Source organism: Streptomyces davaonensis JCM 4913, assembly GCF_000349325.1.
Classification (GTDB): Bacteria; Actinomycetota; Actinomycetes; order Streptomycetales; family Streptomycetaceae; genus Streptomyces; species Streptomyces davaonensis.
Genome location: NC_020504.1, coordinates 4,784,277 through 4,802,520 on the forward strand (window position 1 = coordinate 4,784,277; position 18,244 = coordinate 4,802,520).

18 protein-coding genes and 1 pseudogene are annotated in these 18,244 nt (G+C 69.8%); 10 read left to right on the forward strand and 9 right to left on the reverse strand.

Going from position 1 to position 18,244, the window contains the following annotated elements; translation table 11 throughout:
- Positions 1-33: 33 nt before the first annotated feature.
- Positions 34-807, forward strand: a complete 774-nt coding sequence (locus BN159_RS45810) for a hypothetical protein (protein WP_157901110.1) — start codon at positions 34-36, stop codon at positions 805-807.
- 778 nt (positions 808-1,585) lie between these two features.
- Positions 1,586-1,939: a hypothetical protein gene (locus BN159_RS21045; protein WP_015659016.1), complete on the forward strand. Its 354-nt coding sequence runs from the start codon at positions 1,586-1,588 to the stop codon at positions 1,937-1,939.
- A gap of 919 nt (positions 1,940-2,858) precedes the next feature.
- On the opposite strand, the gene BN159_RS21050 is transcribed toward BN159_RS21045, so the two are convergent.
- Positions 2,859-4,229 (reverse strand): FAD-binding oxidoreductase, encoded by a 1,371-nt coding sequence (locus BN159_RS21050; RefSeq protein WP_015659018.1) that lies wholly within the window; start codon positions 4,227-4,229, stop codon positions 2,859-2,861.
- Positions 4,230-4,380: 151 nt separating this feature from the next.
- On the opposite strand from BN159_RS21050, the gene BN159_RS21055 reads away from it, so the two are divergent.
- The 3 genes from BN159_RS21055 to BN159_RS21065 all read left to right on the forward strand — a co-directional run bounded on the left by BN159_RS21055 (position 4,381) and on the right by BN159_RS21065 (position 7,029).
- Positions 4,381-5,079, forward strand: coding sequence for a winged helix-turn-helix transcriptional regulator (locus BN159_RS21055; protein ID WP_015659019.1), 699 nt, complete (start codon positions 4,381-4,383; stop codon positions 5,077-5,079).
- 244 nt (positions 5,080-5,323) lie between these two features.
- Entirely contained in the window at positions 5,324-6,214 is an 891-nt protein-coding gene (locus BN159_RS21060; protein WP_015659020.1) for an alpha/beta fold hydrolase, read from the forward strand.
- Positions 6,211-7,029 (forward strand): alpha/beta fold hydrolase, encoded by an 819-nt coding sequence (locus BN159_RS21065; protein WP_015659021.1) that lies wholly within the window; start codon positions 6,211-6,213, stop codon positions 7,027-7,029. Before BN159_RS21060 ends, BN159_RS21065 begins: the two co-directional genes overlap by 4 nt.
- Positions 7,030-7,066: 37 nt before the next feature.
- On the opposite strand, the gene BN159_RS21070 is transcribed toward BN159_RS21065, so the two are convergent.
- The 4 genes and pseudogenes from BN159_RS21070 to BN159_RS21080 all read right to left on the reverse strand — a co-directional run bounded on the left by BN159_RS21070 (position 7,067) and on the right by BN159_RS21080 (position 11,551).
- Complete coding sequence (locus tag BN159_RS21070; protein ID WP_015659022.1) at positions 7,067-8,611, reverse strand: HD domain-containing phosphohydrolase; 1,545 nt, start codon at positions 8,609-8,611, stop codon at positions 7,067-7,069.
- A pseudogene (locus BN159_RS47570) lies at positions 8,612-8,920 on the reverse strand (replication initiator); the annotation flags it as partial.
- Positions 8,901-10,196 carry an MFS transporter gene (locus BN159_RS21075; RefSeq protein WP_015659023.1) on the reverse strand — a complete coding sequence of 432 codons (1,296 nt, stop codon included), beginning with the start codon at positions 10,194-10,196 and terminating at the stop codon, positions 8,901-8,903. The pseudogene BN159_RS47570 and the gene BN159_RS21075, both read right to left, overlap by 20 nt.
- Positions 10,193-11,551 (reverse strand): MBL fold metallo-hydrolase, encoded by a 1,359-nt coding sequence (locus BN159_RS21080; RefSeq protein WP_015659024.1) that lies wholly within the window; start codon positions 11,549-11,551, stop codon positions 10,193-10,195. Before BN159_RS21080 ends, BN159_RS21075 begins: the two co-directional genes overlap by 4 nt.
- Positions 11,552-11,639: 88 nt before the next feature.
- Between BN159_RS21080 and BN159_RS21085 the strand changes: the two genes are divergently transcribed.
- The 3 genes from BN159_RS21085 to BN159_RS21095 are packed head-to-tail and all read left to right on the forward strand — an operon-like array spanning position 11,640 to position 13,794.
- A complete protein-coding gene (locus BN159_RS21085; protein WP_015659025.1) occupies positions 11,640-12,317 on the forward strand; it encodes an ArsR/SmtB family transcription factor in 678 nt (225 codons plus the stop codon).
- Positions 12,314-13,495 carry a cysteine desulfurase family protein gene (locus BN159_RS21090; protein ID WP_015659026.1) on the forward strand — a complete coding sequence of 394 codons (1,182 nt, stop codon included), beginning with the start codon at positions 12,314-12,316 and terminating at the stop codon, positions 13,493-13,495. The genes BN159_RS21085 and BN159_RS21090 overlap by 4 nt, the downstream gene beginning before the upstream one ends.
- Positions 13,492-13,794 carry a sulfurtransferase TusA family protein gene (locus BN159_RS21095; RefSeq protein WP_015659027.1) on the forward strand — a complete coding sequence of 101 codons (303 nt, stop codon included), beginning with the start codon at positions 13,492-13,494 and terminating at the stop codon, positions 13,792-13,794. Before BN159_RS21090 ends, BN159_RS21095 begins: the two co-directional genes overlap by 4 nt.
- On the opposite strand, the gene BN159_RS21100 is transcribed toward BN159_RS21095, so the two are convergent.
- Genes BN159_RS21100 through BN159_RS21110 form a run of 3 tightly spaced genes read right to left on the reverse strand, consistent with a single transcriptional unit; the run spans position 13,787 to position 15,413 of the window.
- Positions 13,787-14,599, reverse strand: coding sequence for a methyltransferase domain-containing protein (locus BN159_RS21100; protein ID WP_015659028.1), 813 nt, complete (start codon positions 14,597-14,599; stop codon positions 13,787-13,789). The two genes, BN159_RS21095 and BN159_RS21100, sit on opposite strands and share 8 nt — an antisense overlap.
- Positions 14,596-14,826 carry an anti-sigma factor family protein gene (locus BN159_RS21105; RefSeq protein ID WP_015659029.1) on the reverse strand — a complete coding sequence of 77 codons (231 nt, stop codon included), beginning with the start codon at positions 14,824-14,826 and terminating at the stop codon, positions 14,596-14,598. Before BN159_RS21105 ends, BN159_RS21100 begins: the two co-directional genes overlap by 4 nt.
- The gene (locus tag BN159_RS21110) at positions 14,823-15,413 is read right to left on the reverse strand and encodes an RNA polymerase sigma factor (protein WP_015659030.1); all 591 of its coding nucleotides are present in this window, start codon (positions 15,411-15,413) and stop codon (positions 14,823-14,825) included. Before BN159_RS21110 ends, BN159_RS21105 begins: the two co-directional genes overlap by 4 nt.
- 146 nt (positions 15,414-15,559) lie before the next feature.
- Between BN159_RS21110 and BN159_RS21115 the strand changes: the two genes are divergently transcribed.
- Both BN159_RS21115 and BN159_RS21120 read left to right on the forward strand, forming a co-directional pair.
- Complete coding sequence (locus tag BN159_RS21115; RefSeq protein ID WP_015659031.1) at positions 15,560-16,357, forward strand: methyltransferase domain-containing protein; 798 nt, start codon at positions 15,560-15,562, stop codon at positions 16,355-16,357.
- Complete coding sequence (locus BN159_RS21120; protein ID WP_015659032.1) at positions 16,357-16,878, forward strand: hypothetical protein; 522 nt, start codon at positions 16,357-16,359, stop codon at positions 16,876-16,878. Before BN159_RS21115 ends, BN159_RS21120 begins: the two co-directional genes overlap by 1 nt.
- Before the next feature lie 138 nt (positions 16,879-17,016).
- Here BN159_RS21120 and BN159_RS21125 read toward each other — a convergent pair whose 3' ends face one another.
- Positions 17,017-18,237 (reverse strand): RNA polymerase sigma factor, encoded by a 1,221-nt coding sequence (locus BN159_RS21125; RefSeq protein ID WP_015659033.1) that lies wholly within the window; start codon positions 18,235-18,237, stop codon positions 17,017-17,019.
- Positions 18,238-18,244: the final 7 nt, after the last annotated feature.

The following is an 18,244-nucleotide window of genomic DNA, read 5'->3' on the forward strand; positions in this document are numbered from 1 at the left end:
GGATCGACAAGCCGAAAGGTCCAGCATTCTCGCATGGCCAGCACGCCAAATCAGCAGACAGACGTTCGCAAAGTTTATTACCAGTGCCGCCTTGGCCAAAGTGAACTAGAGCGCATGTTCGGCGTCGCTTGCGAAGGGATATCTTCACCAGAAGTTCAAATCTCGACGGTAGTCGGGAGTACTCGGTTTTGGAATTCGAACCTAGCTGACCTTATTGCAACGCTTCAAGCTAACGCCCCGGAACCCAGTGGCAAGTGGACGAACATCTCCATGGAGGCAAAAAACGCCTCGATGGAGCGCTCGGTCTCCATTTCCATCGACACCGAGCGGACCGAGTTCAACTTTTCTGGCTCCGACTCTACCTGGGTATACGGTCAATCCGCCCGCCTGGAATCTTTCCTTGGGGCGCATGGAGCAGTCCGAAATTCCCCCAAATACGAAGCAAAAATTTCAGTTGTTTTTGCAGTGTTCTTCATCGGCGTGGGGGCACTTTGGGCATTCGGCGACCTCGGAAAGGAGACAGTTGAAGAATGCATACAAAGGGCGGCGGAGTCGAAGGAAAATCAGCTCGCATTCAACATCATCATGGGAGCTCTTCTTTCATTCGGAGTCCTCTTCATTCTATTTCAGTTCTTGAAGAGGCGGTCTCTCAGGGCACAACTCCGCATCAATTCCGCCGTAGCCGATGGGACATGGTGGTCCAGGCTGTCCGTTGGGGAAAAGATCGCCGCTATCGGAATACCAATTGCTTCGCTGGCCACGGTCGGGACGCTGATTTCTGCGGCCAGTGACGCAATAGGGAAATGAAACCGGGGGCCTCGCGAGGCCCCCGGCCTTGGCATATCGACTAACTCCGTTCTCTGGCAATCATGAGAATGATTGCCATAAGAAGCAGAGAAATCGGTTCCATTGCGGACTCCCTCACAAGGTCGTGCCCACTCGGGGCGGCGGATGCAGGGAGCCGGCGCTGTTGCCAAGTAGGGCCATTCTGCCTCAGGTTGAAGCCCGTGTGCGCCGCTTCGGGAAGTTCGCTGGACCAAGTCTTCACTCTGAAGCGTGTGCCCGCGCACTCCCGCACAAGCCGGTTCACGCCTTCACCGTTGGGGGGAACCACGCCACCGTGCCTAGAGCTGTGGCGGACCGAGCAGGGGCTAGGGGGAGACGGCATGGCGAAGTGTGGCGCACGCACCCTGACAGGCGGTCGGTGTCAGAGGCAGGTTGTGTCGGGCACCTCCCGCTGCCCAGTGCATCAGGGTCCGTGGTCGGCATACGGTGTGGCTCAGCGCAAGGAGAAGGAGGCCCAGGCGAAGAAGCGCAAGAAGCGCTAGCCCAAGCTGACATCAACGCCGCCGGACGACAGCACACTTGCATGCGCCACCGTGGACTACCCAGCCGCAGGGCTCTGGGGCAGGACGGAGCACTGATCGAACTCCTAAAGCGGATGTCACGGCTCCAAGTTCGGCAGGGCACCGCCCCCACGGGTCCCGCACCTCTCAGGGTTCTGGGGCCCGGGGCATCCTGTGCTTCCCATGGCAAGGCCTCATGACGCTTCAAGGCTTCTGCCCGATGGAGCTAGGTTGAGGGTGTGGACGAGGAAGCGATCACCATCAGGCTCACGCGCGATCAAGCGTTCGTGCTGTCGGACTGGCTCTACCAAGTCATGTTCCAGTCCGACGACCTTGAAGGAATCGTGCACGACCGAGCCGTCTGGTCGCCGATCTACGCGATCTCCGGAACGCTGGACAAGACGCTGCGCGAGATCTTCATGCCCGACCACGGCCCGCGGCTTGAAGCGGCCAAGGAGCATCTCCGTGCAGATCTCTACGGCGGAGCCGACGAGACGACGGCACCAGGACAGGACGTGACCGACGCACCACAAGCGCACCAGATAGAGCGGGGAACACCGGGGAACCACGGTGAAAGCGACCAAGGGCGATGAGACCCGGTGCCAGGCGAACGCCCAGTCCGCAGCCTCACCAGCCCCAAGTGATCGCAGCTTCCCAAGCTGAGAGCGCGAGTTCGATTCTCGTCACCCGCTCCATGATGAGACCCCAGGTCAGTGGCCTGGGGTTTTGTTGCGTGGGCGGGTTGTTGCTGCGCTCTGCGGGAGCTTCTGGACCCAAAGATTGGGCACGCAGAGGGCACGAGCGCCTTGAGGCCGCAGTCCGCACGCGCCCCGGCCCCGTTTTGACCTGTGCCTTGACCCGGGCAAGCGGCAGGTTCGCACGGTGCGAGCCCTCAGCCCGCCGTTCCCGGAGACGCCGGACACCCAACGCCTGCCCCGAGCAGGCACAAGTCCCATGCCGCAGTCGGCACTTGACTCCGGAGAGTCTCGTTTCAGAACGGTCCGTCGAGGAGCAGCCGGAACGCTTTGTGGCGGCCCTGCCGGCGTACAGTCCGAAGGCTCGTCGGGCGAGGGCGAGGGCGAGGGCGAGGATCGCGTTGGTGTCGTAGTCGGCAGACTGGGCCACATTCACCGCGTCGGCGGGTTCGAGGTCCAGTGCGGGACGGCGGATACGGGCAGGCTGAGTGGCGCCCAGGTGGTCCTCCGTGATCTCCAGCGTGATCACGGAGCGCCGGCTCGTCCACCGCTGCAAGTCGACCGAGCTGAGGGTGGCCTCCCTACCGATTCGCGCGTGGCGACGTGATCCGGCTCTGTCGTCAGGAGCGGAGACATGGCCAGGAGAACGAGGGCGACGCTGCCGGGGCCAACGGCCGGGACTTGCATGCATGGAATTGCGGCCAGAGCCTTGGAAATCAGGTCCTCGGCACCGCTCTTTGCTCCAGCTTGTTCCGGGCTCAACCACTCCCCCGGGCATTCGGGTCCACCATCCGGCGTCGATCGTCACCGACCCTGCTCAGCCGGGGTGAATGTTCTTGTTGTGGCGGAAGGTGTTGTCCGGGTCGTACTTGGCCTTGATCTCGGCCAGTCGTCGATAGATGCGCTCGCCGTACGCCTCTCGGACACGGCTGTTGCCGTCGTCGGAATCAAGGAAATTGACGTAGACGCTGTTGGCGCGGTGCGGTTGGAGGGCGTGGAGGAACCGCCGCGCCCAGGCGGTCTCGGCTGCGGCGTGCTCGCCCGACTCACCGGGCAGCCATACGGCGTCGATGTTGATGTTGTGGGCCACGTCGCGGCCGGCGTAGGCGGTGGCGGTGTGGGTGACTCGGTTGACGGCGCCGCCCATGTGGAACATCACTGCGTACGACCGGGGCGAGCCGGCGCGGTAGGCGTGGTCGGCGATGACGGAGATGGTGTCGTCGGACAGATCGGCGAGGTCCGTGGACTTCCAGTAGTAGTGCCAGCCGTGGGGCGTGGTGTCGTCGGTTGCGCTCTGGTGGGCGCAGTACGACTTGGGCGCGAGCAGATCCACCAGCGGCGTCCCCAGCCGGCGAAGGGCCTCCACCGTGCGCTCGCCGTCGGCGATCGGGCCCGCGTAACAGCAGACGACGGCGATGGCGGGCCGCCAGTGCAGTTCCTCGGGGATGACGGGCAGCGGGGGAACGGTCCCGAGCCTGACCACAGTGCCGAGTTCGTCGAGTGCGTCGGCGGCGAAGTCCCGGTAGAAGCGCAGCACGTCGGTGGTGTCGTCGGCCGCCCAGAAGACGGGTCCGGCCAGGACCGTCGGGCCGATGGCGTGCAGCGCGAACCGGAACAGGGTGACAACGCCGAAGTTGCCGCCGCCGCCTCGCAGCGCCCAGAACAGGTCGGGGTGGTCGTCAGCGGACGCATGGAGGATGCTGCCGTCGGCGGTGACCACCTCGGCGGTCAGCAGGTTGTCGACGGCGAGCCCGTGCTTGCGCATGAGGAAGCCGATGCCGCCGCCGAGGGTCAGCCCTGCGACGCCGGTATGGCTCACGATGCCCCCGGTGGTGGCCAGCCCGTGAGCCTGCGTCTCGTGGTCGACGTCGGCCCAGAGGGCACCGCCCTGGACCCAGGCGGTGCGGTCGGCAGGGTCGACGGACACGGCCCGCATCGCCGAGAGGTCGATGATGATCCCGTCGTCGCACACTGCGGTACCGGCCACGTTGTGGCCGCCACCCCGCACGGCGATCTCCAGGTCGTGATCGCGGGCGAAACGCACGGCCGCGGCCACGTCGGCAGTGCCTCCGCATCGGGCGATCAGCCTGGGGCGCCGGTCCACGGCGCCGTTCCACACGGCTCGGGCGGTGTGGTAGTCGGCGTCGTCACGGGTGATCAGCCGGCCTCGGAACCCGTCGATCTTCATGGCGGTCGCCTCCTCACTCGGGTGGCCGACGTGCTCGGAGGTCCTTCTCTCATCTCCTCGCGCATCAATCTCATCGCACCTCTTCAGGCCACGGCTGTGAAGTCAGGATTCTGGACTTCAGGTCCCGGGGCAGGGGTGCGACACTGATGGCGTGCGGAGCTACGGCCAGTACTGCCCGATTGCCCGCGGCGCCGAGATCTTCGCCGAGCGCTGGACGCCATTGATCATCCGCAACCTGTACCTGGGCTGTGGAAGCTTTGGCGAAATCCTGGAGGGCGCCCCCGGGCTTTCCCGCACCCTGCTCTCGCAGAGGCTCAAGCAACTGGAACGGTTGGGCATCGTCAGGGCAGAACCCAAGCCCGACGCCCGCGGAAACCACTACGAGCTCACGCCCGCGGGGCACGACCTGTTCAAGGTCTGCGTGTCGCTCGGCGAGTGGGGTGCTGCCTGGCTCGAGATCGCCCCCGAGCACCTCGATCCCTTTGTGGCGCTGTGGTCGATGTGCAACATGCTCCGCCGAGACCGGCTCCCGGACCGGCGCGTCGTCATCCGCTTCGACTTCACCGGCCGCCCGCGCCCCGAGCGGTACTGGCTGCTGATCGAACATGGAGAGACCGAGATCTGCAAGACGTACCCCGGCCTCGACGAGGACCTCTACATCACGGCGGAGGCCGAGGCCTTCGTCAAATGGCACGCCGGCCAGCAGACCTGGGCCGACGCCGTCCTCGACCGGCGCATCCAACTCCATGGCCCCTCCTGGCTCGTGCGAGCGTTTCCCACGTGGAACGCCCGCAGCGCCTTCGCCCACGTCAAACCGGTCACCCGAAGCACGGCGAGTTCGGCAGCCTGACATCTTCGACGCGCGCCGGCGCGACCAGGCCATCGGCTGTCGGCACCCGATGGTCGGCAGGTACGGCGTCGCTGCGCGCTGCACGTACGAGTCATCGGCGCCGGTCCCCACACGCCGCCGCAGACTCCCGACCGTGGTGATCGGTGCCCGCCTGCCGGACTGGCAGATGGGCAGGTCTGCCGATGCGCGGTCGACGGTCGTGGAGTGAGCCTGGTGCTGTCCTCCGAGGAGAGGAGCGGCAGCGATGGCACGCATCAATGGGGGCGCCGTCACCTCGGCGGAGCCCATGGAGTTCGTTCAGGTCAACGGGGTGCGCATCGCGTACGAGTCGACCGGTGAGGGGGCGGTTCCGCTCGTTCTCGTGCACGGCAGTTGGGGTTCGCACCACAACTGGGATCCGGTCGTACCCGGCCTGGTCCCCCAATTCCGCGTCGTCGCCTACGACCGGAGGGGCCACAGCAGCAGCGAGCGCCTCTCCGGCCAGGGCAGCTTCGACGAGGACGTGGCCGACCTCGCCGCGCTGATCGAGCATCTCGAGGCGGTCCCCGCATGGGTCGTCGGCAACTCGGCCGGCGCGGCCATCACGCTCAAGCTGGCCGCGGCCCGCCCGGACGTACTGCGCGGGATCGTCGTACACGAGCCGCCGCTGTGGTCCCTGCTCGCCCCGGGCAGTCCCGAGGCCGCCGCGGCCGAGGCCGTCGAGCGTGGGCCGCTCGAGGAGGTGTCGCGTCGCATCTCGGCGGGCGATGACGCCGGTGCGGCCGAGCTGTTCGTGGACGCGGTGGCTCTCGGGCCCGGCAGCTGGGCGCGGATGCCCGACGGCATGCGGCGGACTTTCGTCCAGAACGCTCCGACATACCTCGACGAGCAGAACGACCCCGCCGCCGGGGCCGTCGACGAGACCGCGCTGGCCCGGTACCACGGGCCGGTGCTGCTCACGTCGGGCGACCGGAGCCCGCCTCTGTTCCGGCCGGTGCTGACGCGGCTCGCGGAGCTGTTGCCGCAGGCCGAGCACGTCGTCTACGCCGGTGCGGGTCACATTCCGCACGTGACACATCCGGAAGCGTTCGTGCACGAGGTCGTGGAGTTCACGTCCCGGTCGCACAGCGGGGCCGATCGGGAGGCACGGAGATGAACACCGTGAGCAAGGAGCTCGCCGCCGACCGGTTCGACGTCCGGGCACCCGACGGGACCGCGATCGCGGTCTGGGCCGACGGTGGGGGACCTGCGCTGGTGATGGTGCACGGTTCGCTGCAGGACCACACCATTTCGTCCGCCCTGGTGGGCGAGCTCCGCACGGACATCACCACGTTCGCCATGGACCGTCGCGGCTTCGGCGCGAGCGGCGACGGCGCCGCGTATGCGATCGAGCGGGAGTTCGAGGACGTCGCCGCCGTCGTCGACACGGTCGCCGCGCGAGTCGGCGGCCCGGTCGCCGTGTGGGGCCACTCCTACGGGGCGAGCCTTGCGATGGGCGGCGCGACGCTCACGGGGAACATCAGCCACCTGCTGTTGTACGAGCCCAGCCTCGGGCTCGCCTACCCCGAGGGCTGGATCGAGAAGGCCGAGAAGGCGCTCTCCGACGGCGACGCCGAAGCGGCCATCGTCCTGGTGCTCCGGGACGTCCTCGACTTCACCGACGACCAGATCCGCGCCATGCGTTCAGGCCCGGAATGGGCCCGCCGTGTCGCCGTGGCACCGACCGTGGCACGGGAGGCACGTGCCGAGGAGGGCTGGGTGTACCGGCAGGGCCAGTTCGAAGGGATCACGGCGCGGACGCTGCTGCTGTCCGGTTCGCAGAGCCCACCAGCCCTCAAGGAGGCCACCGACAAAGCAGCGGCGGCAATCCCGGGTGCCCGGATTCGCCTCCTCGACGGTCACGCGCACATCGCCCACCGAACCGACCCCGTCCTGGTGGCGGCCGTCGTACGGGAGTTCCTCGCATCGTGACCGCACGCCTCGTGACCGCCGGAACCGGTACGGCGGCTCAGCCCCGCAGGAGGTCGTGCTCCATGGCGAACAGGGCGGCGGCTGCGCGAGTGGAGTTGCCGATCTTGCCGTAGATGTGCTGGACGTGGTGCTCGGCGGTACGTCGCGAGATCACGAGCCCGCTCGCGATCTCCTTGTTCGACAGGCCGCGGGCCAGCAGCCGCAGGACGTCGACCTCCCGGTCCGTGAGCCCGGCGGGCCAGATCAGCCGTACTGGTGACGGCGCTTGCCCGGCGGCATCGACGACGGTCCGCACGCAGTCGGGATCGAGACGACCGGCCGCGGCCTCCTCGGCCAGCAGGTCGGCGGCCCCGGCCGGGCTGCGGGCGGGCCGGTGAGGCCTATCCTGGGTGGCCGTCTGGAAGGTGTCGGCGGCCGCGAGGATCCGGGCCGTCAAGGGGATCCCGGCGGCCGACAGCCCATGGTGGTAGCCGCTGCCGTCCAGTCGTTCATGATGCAGACCCGCGATGCGCCCCAGCGGTTCGAGGACGTGCGAGCAGGCCAGGATGCGCTCCGTGTGGTAGGGGTGCAGTCGGATCTGCTCGCGTTCCGTACGAGTCACCGGGCCGTGCTTGTCCCAGATCCCGCTGGAGACGCCGACCCGCCCCAGGTCGTGCAGGAGGGCGGCGCGCCGCAGGTCCTCGACGTCGCGTTGCGCCAGCCCGAGCGAGTGGGCGGCTCCTTCGGCCAGCTCGGCGACTCCCGCCGAGTGCCCCAGTGTGTAGGTCCCCTTGAGATCGACCATGTCCGCGAAGCCGCGCGCCACCTGGTCGAACTCGCCCCCGGTGATGTACCTCACGGGCGGCGGCTCGGCTTCCAGGACCGCCTCCCACGGATCCACGGCGTCGATCTCGCGCAACAGGGCGCTCCCGCGGCGCCCGAAGACGTCGACGACCGACGGGTCGAACCATCCACCGGCCCGTCGCTCCACCATCGCCATGGCTGCCTCCGGCCCGCCCTTGAGGTGGAACAGCAGTGCCTGGTTGGCGACTTCGCTGATCCGTGCCGGGAGCACGATCTCGTCCTTGGCCAGCCCTTGCGGCAGTCCTTTGCCGTCCCACCGCTCGAACTGCTGGTACAGGCAGTCCCCGACCTCCCGGTCGAGCCCGAGCCGGCCGGCGAGCAGAGAGCCCGCCTCACAGATGGACTGGAAGATCGCTTTCCCGTGCCGGAGGTTGCCCACCACGGCCCGCGTGAGCAGGCGCGGCCGGTTTACGCCCGCGCCCCGTCCAGTGCCCAGCGTCAGGGCGAGCGTCTCCCGGACGTCACCGAAGTCCGCAGGTTCGGCGGCCGACCGTGACGCCAGTTCGTCGCCCCCGTACAGGCGGGCCTCGACGGCCGCAGTGGCCGTACAGCCGAGGTGGCGCAGCAGCGAGGCGAGGTAGACGCCACGCACCTGCCCGTCAGGCAGGTCGAGGGCGCGGGCCAGGCCGGTTGCGAGCAGGCACGACCGGACCGCCGTGTCCGGCGGTCGCCCCATGCCGAGATCGGTGGCCACCGACAGGGCGGCCAGCAGATCCATCAGCCTCAGCTGGTCCCGCATGGTCACTCCGCAGTCGTGAGCGCATGTCCATTTTCCCACGTGCCCGGGCGGCTGGTTCCCGGTCTCGACGGCGGCAGCGGCTTGTGCGCGGCGCCATTCGGCGCGGGCATCGCGAAGGGCGCCCAAAGTGGTCGAGTAGCGGCGGGACTTGGTGGAGAAGTGGCCGAGGAAGCCGAGCATGTGCGCCCAGGCCCGAAGGCGGAGCTCGGCGAGCTCGGGGCGGCCGCCGAGAGTCCAGCAAACGAAGGCCGCGACCGATTCCGGTCGGGGCCTTCTTCGTGCCTCGGTCTCAGTTGACTTGATCGGGCGGGGGTGGATCTCGGCGAGCAGCGGCTTGGTTCACCGGGCGCGGATGGGTTTCGTACATACGGACCGCGACGGTCAGGCCGGAGGTGGCGGTGAGGGCGGCGACGGCCCAGATGGCGGTGGTGAGACCGTACGCGTCGGCGAGGATTCCGGCGAGGAGGGCGCCGACGGCGAAGCCGCCGTCGCGCCACAAGCGGTAGACGCCGACGGCGCGGGCGCGCCAGGCGGGGTGAGCGACGTCGCCGATGACGGCGAGCAGCGTCGGGTAGACGAGCGCGGTGCCGATACCGAGCAGGATCTGGGCGACGGCCCAGGCGGGGAAGGTGGTCGCGGCGGCGACGAGGGCGATGGCGGCGGCCTGGAGCAGCATGCCGGCGGTGATGAGGTGCTTGCGGCCGACGTGGTCGGACCACCAGCCGGTGAGCATCTGCCCCGCACCCCACACGGCCGGGTAGAGGGCGGCGAGGACGCCGATCTCGGCGACGGACAGGCCGTGCGTGGCGAACAGCAGAGGGAAGATGCCCCAGGCGAGGGCGTCGTTGAGGTTGTTGACCAGGCCGGCCTGGCTGGCGGCGGACAGGGCCTTGTCGGTGAAGCTGGTCAGGCGGGCGATCTGCGCGGTGGTCACGTCCGTCGCCGGTACGGGGTGCTGGGCGGCCTCGGCCCGGGCGTGGTCGCGGGTCTCGCGGACCGCGAAGGTGGACAGGCCCAGGGCCAGAACGAGGTAGGCGGCGCCGAGGAGGAACGGCTCGGGACGCAGTCCGGCGTGGTCGGCGATGGCGCCGGTGGCCATGGCCGTGGCGGCGACAGCGACGTACCCGGCGGCCTCGTTGAAGCCCATGGCCAGGCCGCGGCGTTCGGGGCCGACCAGGTCGATCTTCATGATGACGGTGGTGGACCAGGTCAGGCCCTGGTTGACGCCGAGCAGCACGTTGGCGGCGATGATCCAGCCCCACGACGGGCCCCAGGCGAGCATCGCGGGGACCGGCAGGGCGATCAGCCAGCCGGCGATGAGGACGGGCTTGCGTCCGTAGCGGTCGGAGAGGGCGCCGGCGAAGAAGTTGGTGATCGCCTTGGTGGCGCCGAAGGCGAGGATGTAGGTGAGGGCGGCCGTATAGGCGGAGAGGTGGAAGACGTCATCGGCGAGCAGCGGCAGGACCGTGCGCTCCTGGCCGAGCATCCCGCCGACCAGGGCGTTGACGAGGACGAGCAGGCTGAACTGGGCGAGGTTGGCGCGCAGTCCGAGCCGTATGCCGCCAGGGGAGGTCGTGGTGGTCACGCGCCCTCCCGCAGCGGGCGTCCGGTGGCCTTGGCCCAGTCGGCGGGTCCGCCTTCGAGAACGGCCAGGTCCTTGTGTCCCGCGCGCTGGAGGAGGCTGGCGGCGGTCATCGCGCGCTCACCGTGTCCGCAGTGAACCACCGCTCCCGAGGGCGCCTCGTCGGCACGGGCGGCCAATGCGCCGAGTTCGATGCCGACCGCGCCCGGGATGTGACCGGCTTCGCGCTCGGATTGCTGGCGGACGTCGAGGACGGGACGGTCGCCGATGCGGTCGGCGGTGAGCAATTCGATGGTCGCCCGGCCTCCGCCGCCGGCGATCCAGGCGTCCATGGTCAGGTGGCCGGCCAGTCGCTCGTAGCCGATCTTCAGGGCCTGCCAGGTGAGTTCGGGGAGGTCCTGGCCGGGTGCGGTGACGAAGACGAGCGGGGCGTCGTCGGGCAGCAGCCAGCCGAGCCAGGTGGCGAACTGGTCGCGCAGCGGGATCGAGACGGCGCCGGGAATGTGGCCGGCGGCGAAGTCCGGCACGGGCCGTACGTCGACGACCTGCGCGCCCTGGCCGATCAGTTCGCGTACGGCGGCCGCGGACAGGGCGGGGAGCGCGGGCCCCGCAGCGAGCACGGCAGGGCCGCGCCGGTTGGTCTCGGCGAGGCGGTCGAAGTAGGAGGGGTAGGAGCCGAGGCTGCTCAGTAGTTCGCGTACGAAGGTGTCCTCGTCCGGCGCGGCGAGCAGGGCGTTGGCCTGCTTCTGGGCGCCGATGGTGGTGGTGCGCTCGGCACCGGGCGGGGCGGAGCAGAAGGAACCGGCGCCGTGGGTGGGCCACACCGCGGTCCGGTCCGGTAGGTCGGCCAGCCGCCGCAGAGACCGGTACTGGGCGCGGGCGAGTTCCTCTGTTCGGTCGGCGCCGAGGAGGTCGGTGCGCGCGGCGGAGCCGACGATCAGCGAGCCGCCGGTGAAGACCCCCAGCTCGCGTGTGCCGTCCAGGAGCAGGAAGGACAGGTGTTCGTCGGTGTGGCCGGGGGTGGCCAGTGTGCGCAGGGTCAGCCCGCCCAGGTCGGTCTCGTCGCCGTCGGCGAGCGCGGTGTGCGGGAAGGTGCGGTGGCCGGCGGCGGAGGCCAGGACGGCGGCGCCGTCGTCGGCGGCGAGCTGGAGGGCTCCGGTGAGGAAGTCGGCGTGCAGGTGGGTGTCGGCGGCGAAGGCGACGGTCAGCCCGCGCCGCTCGGCGGCGGTGCGCAGGGCGCGCAGGTCCCGGCCTGGGTCCACGGCCAGAGCGCGGCCGTCGCCGAGGTCGACGAGGTAGGCGCTGTTGCCCAGCCCGGCGTCGACCAGCGGGATCAGACGGTCGTCGGCGAAGCCCATCAGGTCCTCCAAAGGTTGCGGGCGAGAGCGGGCGTGGTCACGACCCTCACCTTCACCTATAATATTCCATGGATTTATGGAGGATGTCATGGCGGGAAACACCACGGCCGGTACGAAGGCGCGGCTGTACGACGCGTTCGCGGTCAGCGGCAAGGCGCTGGCCAGCGGAAAGCGCCTGGAACTCCTCGATCTGCTGGCCCAGGGCGAGCGGACGGTGGACGCGCTGGCCAAGGCGGCGGGGCTGAACCTGACGACGGCCTCGGCGCATCTGCAGACGCTCAAGCAGGCCGGGTTCGTGGCCACCCGCCGTGAGGGCGTGCGCATCCACTACCGGCTCGCCGGGGACGACGTGGCCCAGCTGTTCGCGCTGCTGCGCAAGGTCGCCGAGGCCCACCAGGCGGCCGTACCCGCGGCGCGGGACGCGTACCTCGGTGAGGACGACGCGGCGGAGGTCACCCACGAGGAGCTGCGCGCCCGTGTGGCGGCCGGGGACGTGGTGGTGCTGGACGTGCGTCCGGTGGCTGAGTACCGGGCCGGGCACATCCCGGGCGCGGTGTCGATCCCGGTCGATGAACTGGCCGACCGGATCGACGAGTTGCCGGAGCAGACGGAGATCGTCGTGTACTGCCGGGGCGAATACTGCGTACTCGCCTACGACGCGGTGCGGCTGCTGACCGACCGCGGACGGCGGGCGATCCGCCTGAACGACGGCATGCTGGAGTGGCGCCTGGCCGAACTGCCCGTCGACGCCGGGGACCTGGCATGACCGGCAGCGGTGTGCCCGTACATCCGGGGCTCGCCGACGGGCCGGTCTACTTGGACTACAACGCCACCACCCCGGTGGATCCTCGGGTGGCCGAGGCGATGGGCCCGCATCTGACGGACTTCTTCGGCAACCCCTCCAGCAGCCACCCCTACAGTGCCGAGCCCCGCGCCGCGCTGGCCGACGCTCGCGCACAGGTCGCCGCCCTGATCGGTGCCCGTGCCGAGGAGATCGTGTTCACCGCCTCCGGCTCCGAGGCCGACCTGCTCGCGCTGCGCGGTGCGGTCCTCGCCTCCGGCCACATGCGTCCGCATGTGATCACGCAGGTCACCGAGCATCCGGCCGTCCTGGAGACCTGCCACGCGTTGGAGCGCCTGCACGGAGCCCGCGTGACCGTGCTGCCCGTCGACGGCGACGGACTGGTCGCCCCTGCCGCGCTGGCTGCCGCGCTCACCGAGGAGACCGTGCTGGTGTCGGTGATGGCCGCCAACAACGAGACCGGCGCCCTCCAGCCGATCCCCGCGCTGGCCCGCATCACCCGCGCGCACGGCGCGCTGTTTCACTGCGACGCCGCCCAGGCCGTCGGGAAAGTCCCGCTGGATGTAGGGGAGTTGGGGGTCGATCTGCTGACCGTGGTCGGGCACAAGATGTACGCCCCCAAGGGCATCGCCGCGCTGTACATCCGTCGCGGCGTCGTCCTGGAACCGCTGGTCCACGGCGGAGGCCAGGAGCACGGTCTGCGCGCGGGCACCGAGAACGTCGCATTCGCCGTCGCGCTCGGCACCGCCGCCGAACTCGCCGCCGCAGACCTGGCCTCGGGCGGCCATGAGCGCTCCGCCGGACTGCGCGACCGCCTCCACGACCGACTCACCGACGCGCTCCCGGGCCGGGTCCACCTCAACGGCCCGGTGAAGCCACGACTGCCCAACACCCTCAACATCAGCATCGACGGCGTACTCGGCCATGAACTCCTCACCGCCGCACCCGAGATCGCCGCCTCCACCGGCTCGGCCTGCCACAGCGGCACCCGCACCCCTTCGCCGGTCCTGCGCGCGATGGGCCTGGACGATGCCCGCAGCATGGCCGCACTCCGGTTGTCGATCGGCCGCTGGACCACTCCGGCAGACATCGACCGCGCCGCCAACGCGCTGATCACCGCCGCCCGCGCAGGTCGCGCGTGACCGCCTCTGCCCATGCCGAACCGCCACTGGTCGTGGACGGCTCGGGCCTGCTCTGCGTCACCCTCCTGCTCCGTCTCCGCAAGGAAGTCGACGGCGCCCCACCGGGCACTGTCGTGCATCTGCGAGCCACCGACCCGGCCGCCTCGCTGGACCTGGCCGCCTGGTGCCACATGACCGGTCACACCTACGTCGGCCCCGTGCCCGGAGAGGTGCCCGCCACGACGTACGTACTCGTCATCGCCGAGACCGCGCTGCGCACGGATCCGTCATCTCCCTGGCGGCGTACGGAGATCAGCTAGTCATGTGCGTGGGTCCGTTGCGGGCGCAGACGACGACTGCCACGGCGACGGTGTGCTGCTTCTCCGGGGGCACCAGGCGTCGCATGAGGGTGATGGTGTCGGCGTCGAACAGGGGGTACAGCGCACAGTCGTCGATACTCAGGGGCCGGCGGTAGACGATGTCGATGTCCTGGAATCCGGCGCGCGCGAGTTTGCGTACGACGTCGTCCTCCGAGAGCGCGCCTGCCACGCACCCGGCCCAGGCGGCCGGCCGGGTGAGGATCTCGGGGGGCAGGTCCTCCTGGTGCACGGTGAGGTCGGAGACGCAGAGCCGGCCGCCTGGACGCAGGACGCGCGCGCATTCCGCCATCACGCGTGCCTTGCGCGGGGACAGGTTGATCACGCCGTTGGAGATGATGACGTCCACCGAGGTGTCGTCGAGGGGGATGGCTTCGAGTTCGCCCTCGAGGGGCTCGACGTTGGCCAGGCCGGCTTCGGCCGCGGCTTGGGCGGTGCGGGCGAGCATCTCCGGGAGGAAGTCGAGAGCGATGACCCGGCCGCCGGGGCCGAGCCGGCGGGCCGCCATGATGGTGTCGATCCCGCCGCCGCAGCCGAGGTCCAGGACGGTGTCGCCGGGGCGGATGTCGGCGTGGCGCAGGTGGTTGGCGACTCCGAGGGAGCGGGAGATCGCGGACTGCGGTATGCCGGCGAGCTCCTGCGGGCTGTACAGCACGCGGGCGACGGCCTCGGTCGTCGGCGGGACGTGCCGGTAGGCATCGCGGACCAGTTCCTTGATCTCGGCGGTGTGCATCAGGTCTCTGCTCATGGGCCCAGCCCCTCCAATGCGGTCCGCAGGCGGGCCAGGACGTCCGGCGGGATCTCCTCGCGCCCCGAGGCGGCCAGGAACCGCCGTAGCTCGACGGCGAACTCCAGCTCACCGCAACAGCGCAGGCACAGGGCGAGATGCTCCTCCACGGCCTGCCGCTCGGCCCCGCCGATGCTGGCGTCGAGGTATGCCCAGAGCCTGTCCACGGCCTCGGAACAGCTGATCACCGTACGTCCTCCTTCAGCAGCCCGTGGGCCTGCGCGTAGTCCCACATGCCCCGCTCGAACAGCTTGCGGCCCCGTTGGAGCCGGGAGAGCACGGTGCCCAGCGGCACCTGGAGCAGCGCGGCCGTCTCCTTGGCCAGGTAGCCCTCCATGTGCACCAGGACGAGGGGGATGCGGTAGATGTCCGGCAGGGCCAGCAGCACCGAACGCACGTCGTCCCGGCTGAAGCCGTGCAGGAAGTCGAGGTGCACGGAGTCCGAGTACGGGAAGGGGTCCTCGTAGGCGATCTTCCGGTAGAGCGAGAAGCACTCGGCTGCCAGGTCGTCGAAGTCGACGGGCTCGGGCTGCCGCGCCCTGGTACGCAGCCGGTCGTGACAGCAGTTGACCAGGATCGACCTGAGCCACGCGGCCCCGGCCGCCGGGTCGTGCAGCTGCCCGTAGTGCTCGAACGCCTTCACCATGCAGTCCTGTACGGCGTCCTCCGCCTCGTCGCCCACCAGCACGCGCGCGAGCGAGTACAGACGCGGGAGCTGGTCCCGTACCAGATCCCGGAAGTCCGCCCGCTGCCGCGAGGTCTCGGTGACCGGCATCGACGCCACACCACACAGACGTGTTCTGTGACCCGTTTTATTGCATTTTCGCGGAATGCAATAAAGCGGGCGACCCGGTCCGTCCGAGAAAGTGCCGGGCACCGATCAGGTGCTCCGAGACCGGGAGCGGGAAGCGAGGCAGTGCCATGACCGAGCCGCAGACCCGGGTGCTGGACACCCGGGAACTGGAGACGAAGGTGAAGGACCTGTACGGGCAGGTGGCCGCCGCGCCGGGCGGAGACTTCCACTTCGAGCTGGGCAGGCCCCTGGCCGTACGCCTCGGCTACCCCGCCGCCGTCCTGGACCGGATCCCGGCCGAGGCCGTCGAGTCGTTCGCCGGCGTCGGCCATGCACTGGACCTGGCGGCGCTCCAGCCGGGCGAGCGCGTGCTGGATCTGGGCAGCGGCTCCGGCACCGATGTCTTCTGCGCCGCGCTGGCCGTCGGCCCGACGGGCCGGGTCATCGGCGTCGACTTCACGCCGGCCCAGATCGACAAGGCCCGCCGTCTTTCGGCGGCCGGCGGATTCGACCGGGTGGAGCTGCGGGAGGGCCGCATCGAGGACCTGCCGGTCGCGAATGCCGACATCGACTGCGTCATCTCCAACGGGGTGATCAACCTTTCCCCGGACAAGCAGCGGGTCTTCGCCGAGGCTGCACGAGTCCTGCGCCCCGGCGGCCGCCTCGCCATAGCCGACCTCGTCACCGAACGTCCGCTGAGCGACGCGATCACCGCACAGGCCGATCTGTGGGCCTCCTGCATCGCCGGCGCGGCCCAGGAGGACACCTACCGCCACCTGATCGAAATCGCCGGGCTGCGCGTCCTGCGCAGCCGACCGAATCCCTACGGATTCCTCAGCGAGCGGGCCCGCAACGCCAGTGCCCGCTACGGCGTCAAGAGCATCTCCCTGCTCGCCGTCAAACCTCGCACCCCAGGAGGCGCGTGATGACCAGCATCGCCCACCACCACCGCGCCGTGCCGGCGAACGCATCGTCCGCCGGCGCCCTGCGCCTCGGCTCCGGTCTGATGGCACTGGCCGGCGTCGCCTTCGTCGCCTACGCGGTGATCTTCTTCGTACGGAACTTCACCGGCTCCTTCCTGGAGCTCGGCGTCGGCCCGGCCGAGACGGGGACCACCAAGGACGGCATCCGCGCGTTCAGCCCGGACCTCTACGAGTACATTTCCCACCTGCACATCGCGGTCTCCGGCTTCATCGCCGCGGCCGGGGTCGCGGTGGCGGCGCTGGCCTGGTTCGGTGTGCGACGGGGCCTGCTGTGGGCCTACGTCACCGCAGTCGTCGTACCCGTCCTCGGCCTGGCGGTCGCCCTGCCCGCCCACTACCCCTACGACCTCGACACACTGGGCCACCTGGGCCTGATCTACCTGGCCACCGTCGTGTTCGTCATCGGCGCCGCCATCGCCCTCAAGCCCTTGCTGGCCACTCGGGGGCAACCGCCCACACAGTGATTCCGCATCGACGACGCGGCGGGAGGAGCCGCAGGGCGCAGGCGGCCTCCCCTGAGAAAATGAATCGGGCGGCAGTGATGGCGGTCCAGCTGTAGGTGGGCGCCCTGAGGCGGCGGCCCGAGGGAGGGATCGGCATGCCTAGAAGCCCGCGCGCTCCTGGAGTAGGGCGCGTTCGGCGGGGTTGGCGGTCAGTTCGAGGGCGAACCGGTCCGCGGTGCGGGCCTCGTCGGGGCGGTCCAGGTCGCGCAGCAGGTCGGCCCGGACGGCGTGGAACAGGTGGTAGCGGTCCAGCTCTCCCGCGAGGCCGTCCACTTCCGCCAGTGCGCCCTGCGGCCCCTCGATGTAGCGGAGGGCGACAGCCCGGTGCAGCCGGGTGACCGGGGAGGGGGCGAGGTGCAGCAGCATGTCGTACAGCAGCACGATCTGCTCCCAGTCGGTGTCCTCCCAGCACGCGGCCTCCGCATGGCAGGCCACGATGGCGGCCTGGAGCTGGTACGGGCCAGGGCGCTGCCGCCGGATGGCGCGCGTCAGCAGGGCTGCGGCCGCCTCGATCGCTTCGTGGTCCCATAGGGAGCGGTCCTGGTCCAGCAGCCGCACCAGCGTGCCCTCGGGAGTGAAGCGGGCGGCCGTACGGGCACGGTGGAGCTTGATCAGCGCCAGCAGCCCGGCCACCTCGGGCTCGGTCGGCATCAGCCGGTGCAGCAGGGCGGCCAGCCACTCGGCGTCGTCGGCGAGGTCGTGCGACTGCGCCTGCTCGGCGGTGGAGAGGTAGCCCTCGTTGAACAGCAGGTAGATCACCGCGAGGACCTGGGAGAGACGGTCGCCCAGCTCCTCGTCGTCGGGAACGCGGTACGGGATCCCCGCCTTGGTGATCTTCTGCTTGGCGCGAGTGATGCGCTGGGCGACGGTGGACTCGCGGACCAGGAACGCGCGGGCGATCTGCGCGGTGGTCAGCCCGCACACCACCCTCATGGTGAGGGCGATCTGCGCCTCCCGGGTCAGCGCCGGATGGCAGCAGGTGAAGACCAGCCGCAGCCGCTCGTCCGGCTCCGACGCCTCGCACTTCTCCGGCGGCCACTGCATCTGCGCCAGCTTGCGGCGGTAGTTCTCCCGGCGCCGCAGCAGGTCGAGCCCGCGCCGCCGGGCCACCGTGAACAGCCAGGCGTCGGGCCGCTCCGGGATCCCCTCCACCGGCCAGTGCTTCAGCGCCACCAGCACGGCGTCCTGCACCAGGTCCTCCGCGGCGGAGAAGTCGCCGGTCACCTGTATCAGCGCGGCGGCCAGCCGGCCCGCGTGCTCCCGGACCACGCGGGCCAGCCGGTCGTGTGACTCGGCCGCTTCGTACGACGCTGCCGTCACGTGGCTC

What these genes read in the sequence shown, in the direction of transcription:
- BN159_RS45810 (WP_157901110.1), top strand. Translation starts at nt 34, where the DNA reads ATGGCCAGCACGCCAAATCAGCAGACAGACGTTCGCAAAGTTTATTAC.
- BN159_RS21050 (WP_015659018.1), bottom strand. Translation starts at nt 4,229, where the DNA reads ATGAAGATCGACGGGTTCCGAGGCCGGCTGATCACCCGTGACGACGCC.
- BN159_RS21060 (WP_015659020.1), top strand. Translation starts at nt 5,324, where the DNA reads ATGGCACGCATCAATGGGGGCGCCGTCACCTCGGCGGAGCCCATGGAG.
- BN159_RS21065 (WP_015659021.1), top strand. Translation starts at nt 6,211, where the DNA reads ATGAACACCGTGAGCAAGGAGCTCGCCGCCGACCGGTTCGACGTCCGG.
- BN159_RS21070 (WP_015659022.1), bottom strand. Translation starts at nt 8,611, where the DNA reads ATGCGGGACCAGCTGAGGCTGATGGATCTGCTGGCCGCCCTGTCGGTG.
- BN159_RS21080 (WP_015659024.1), bottom strand. Translation starts at nt 11,551, where the DNA reads ATGGGCTTCGCCGACGACCGTCTGATCCCGCTGGTCGACGCCGGGCTG.
- BN159_RS21085 (WP_015659025.1), top strand. Translation starts at nt 11,640, where the DNA reads ATGGCGGGAAACACCACGGCCGGTACGAAGGCGCGGCTGTACGACGCG.
- BN159_RS21090 (WP_015659026.1), top strand. Translation starts at nt 12,314, where the DNA reads ATGACCGGCAGCGGTGTGCCCGTACATCCGGGGCTCGCCGACGGGCCG.
- BN159_RS21100 (WP_015659028.1), bottom strand. Translation starts at nt 14,599, where the DNA reads ATGAGCAGAGACCTGATGCACACCGCCGAGATCAAGGAACTGGTCCGC.
- BN159_RS21110 (WP_015659030.1), bottom strand. Translation starts at nt 15,413, where the DNA reads ATGCCGGTCACCGAGACCTCGCGGCAGCGGGCGGACTTCCGGGATCTG.
- BN159_RS21115 (WP_015659031.1), top strand. Translation starts at nt 15,560, where the DNA reads ATGACCGAGCCGCAGACCCGGGTGCTGGACACCCGGGAACTGGAGACG.
- BN159_RS21120 (WP_015659032.1), top strand. Translation starts at nt 16,357, where the DNA reads ATGACCAGCATCGCCCACCACCACCGCGCCGTGCCGGCGAACGCATCG.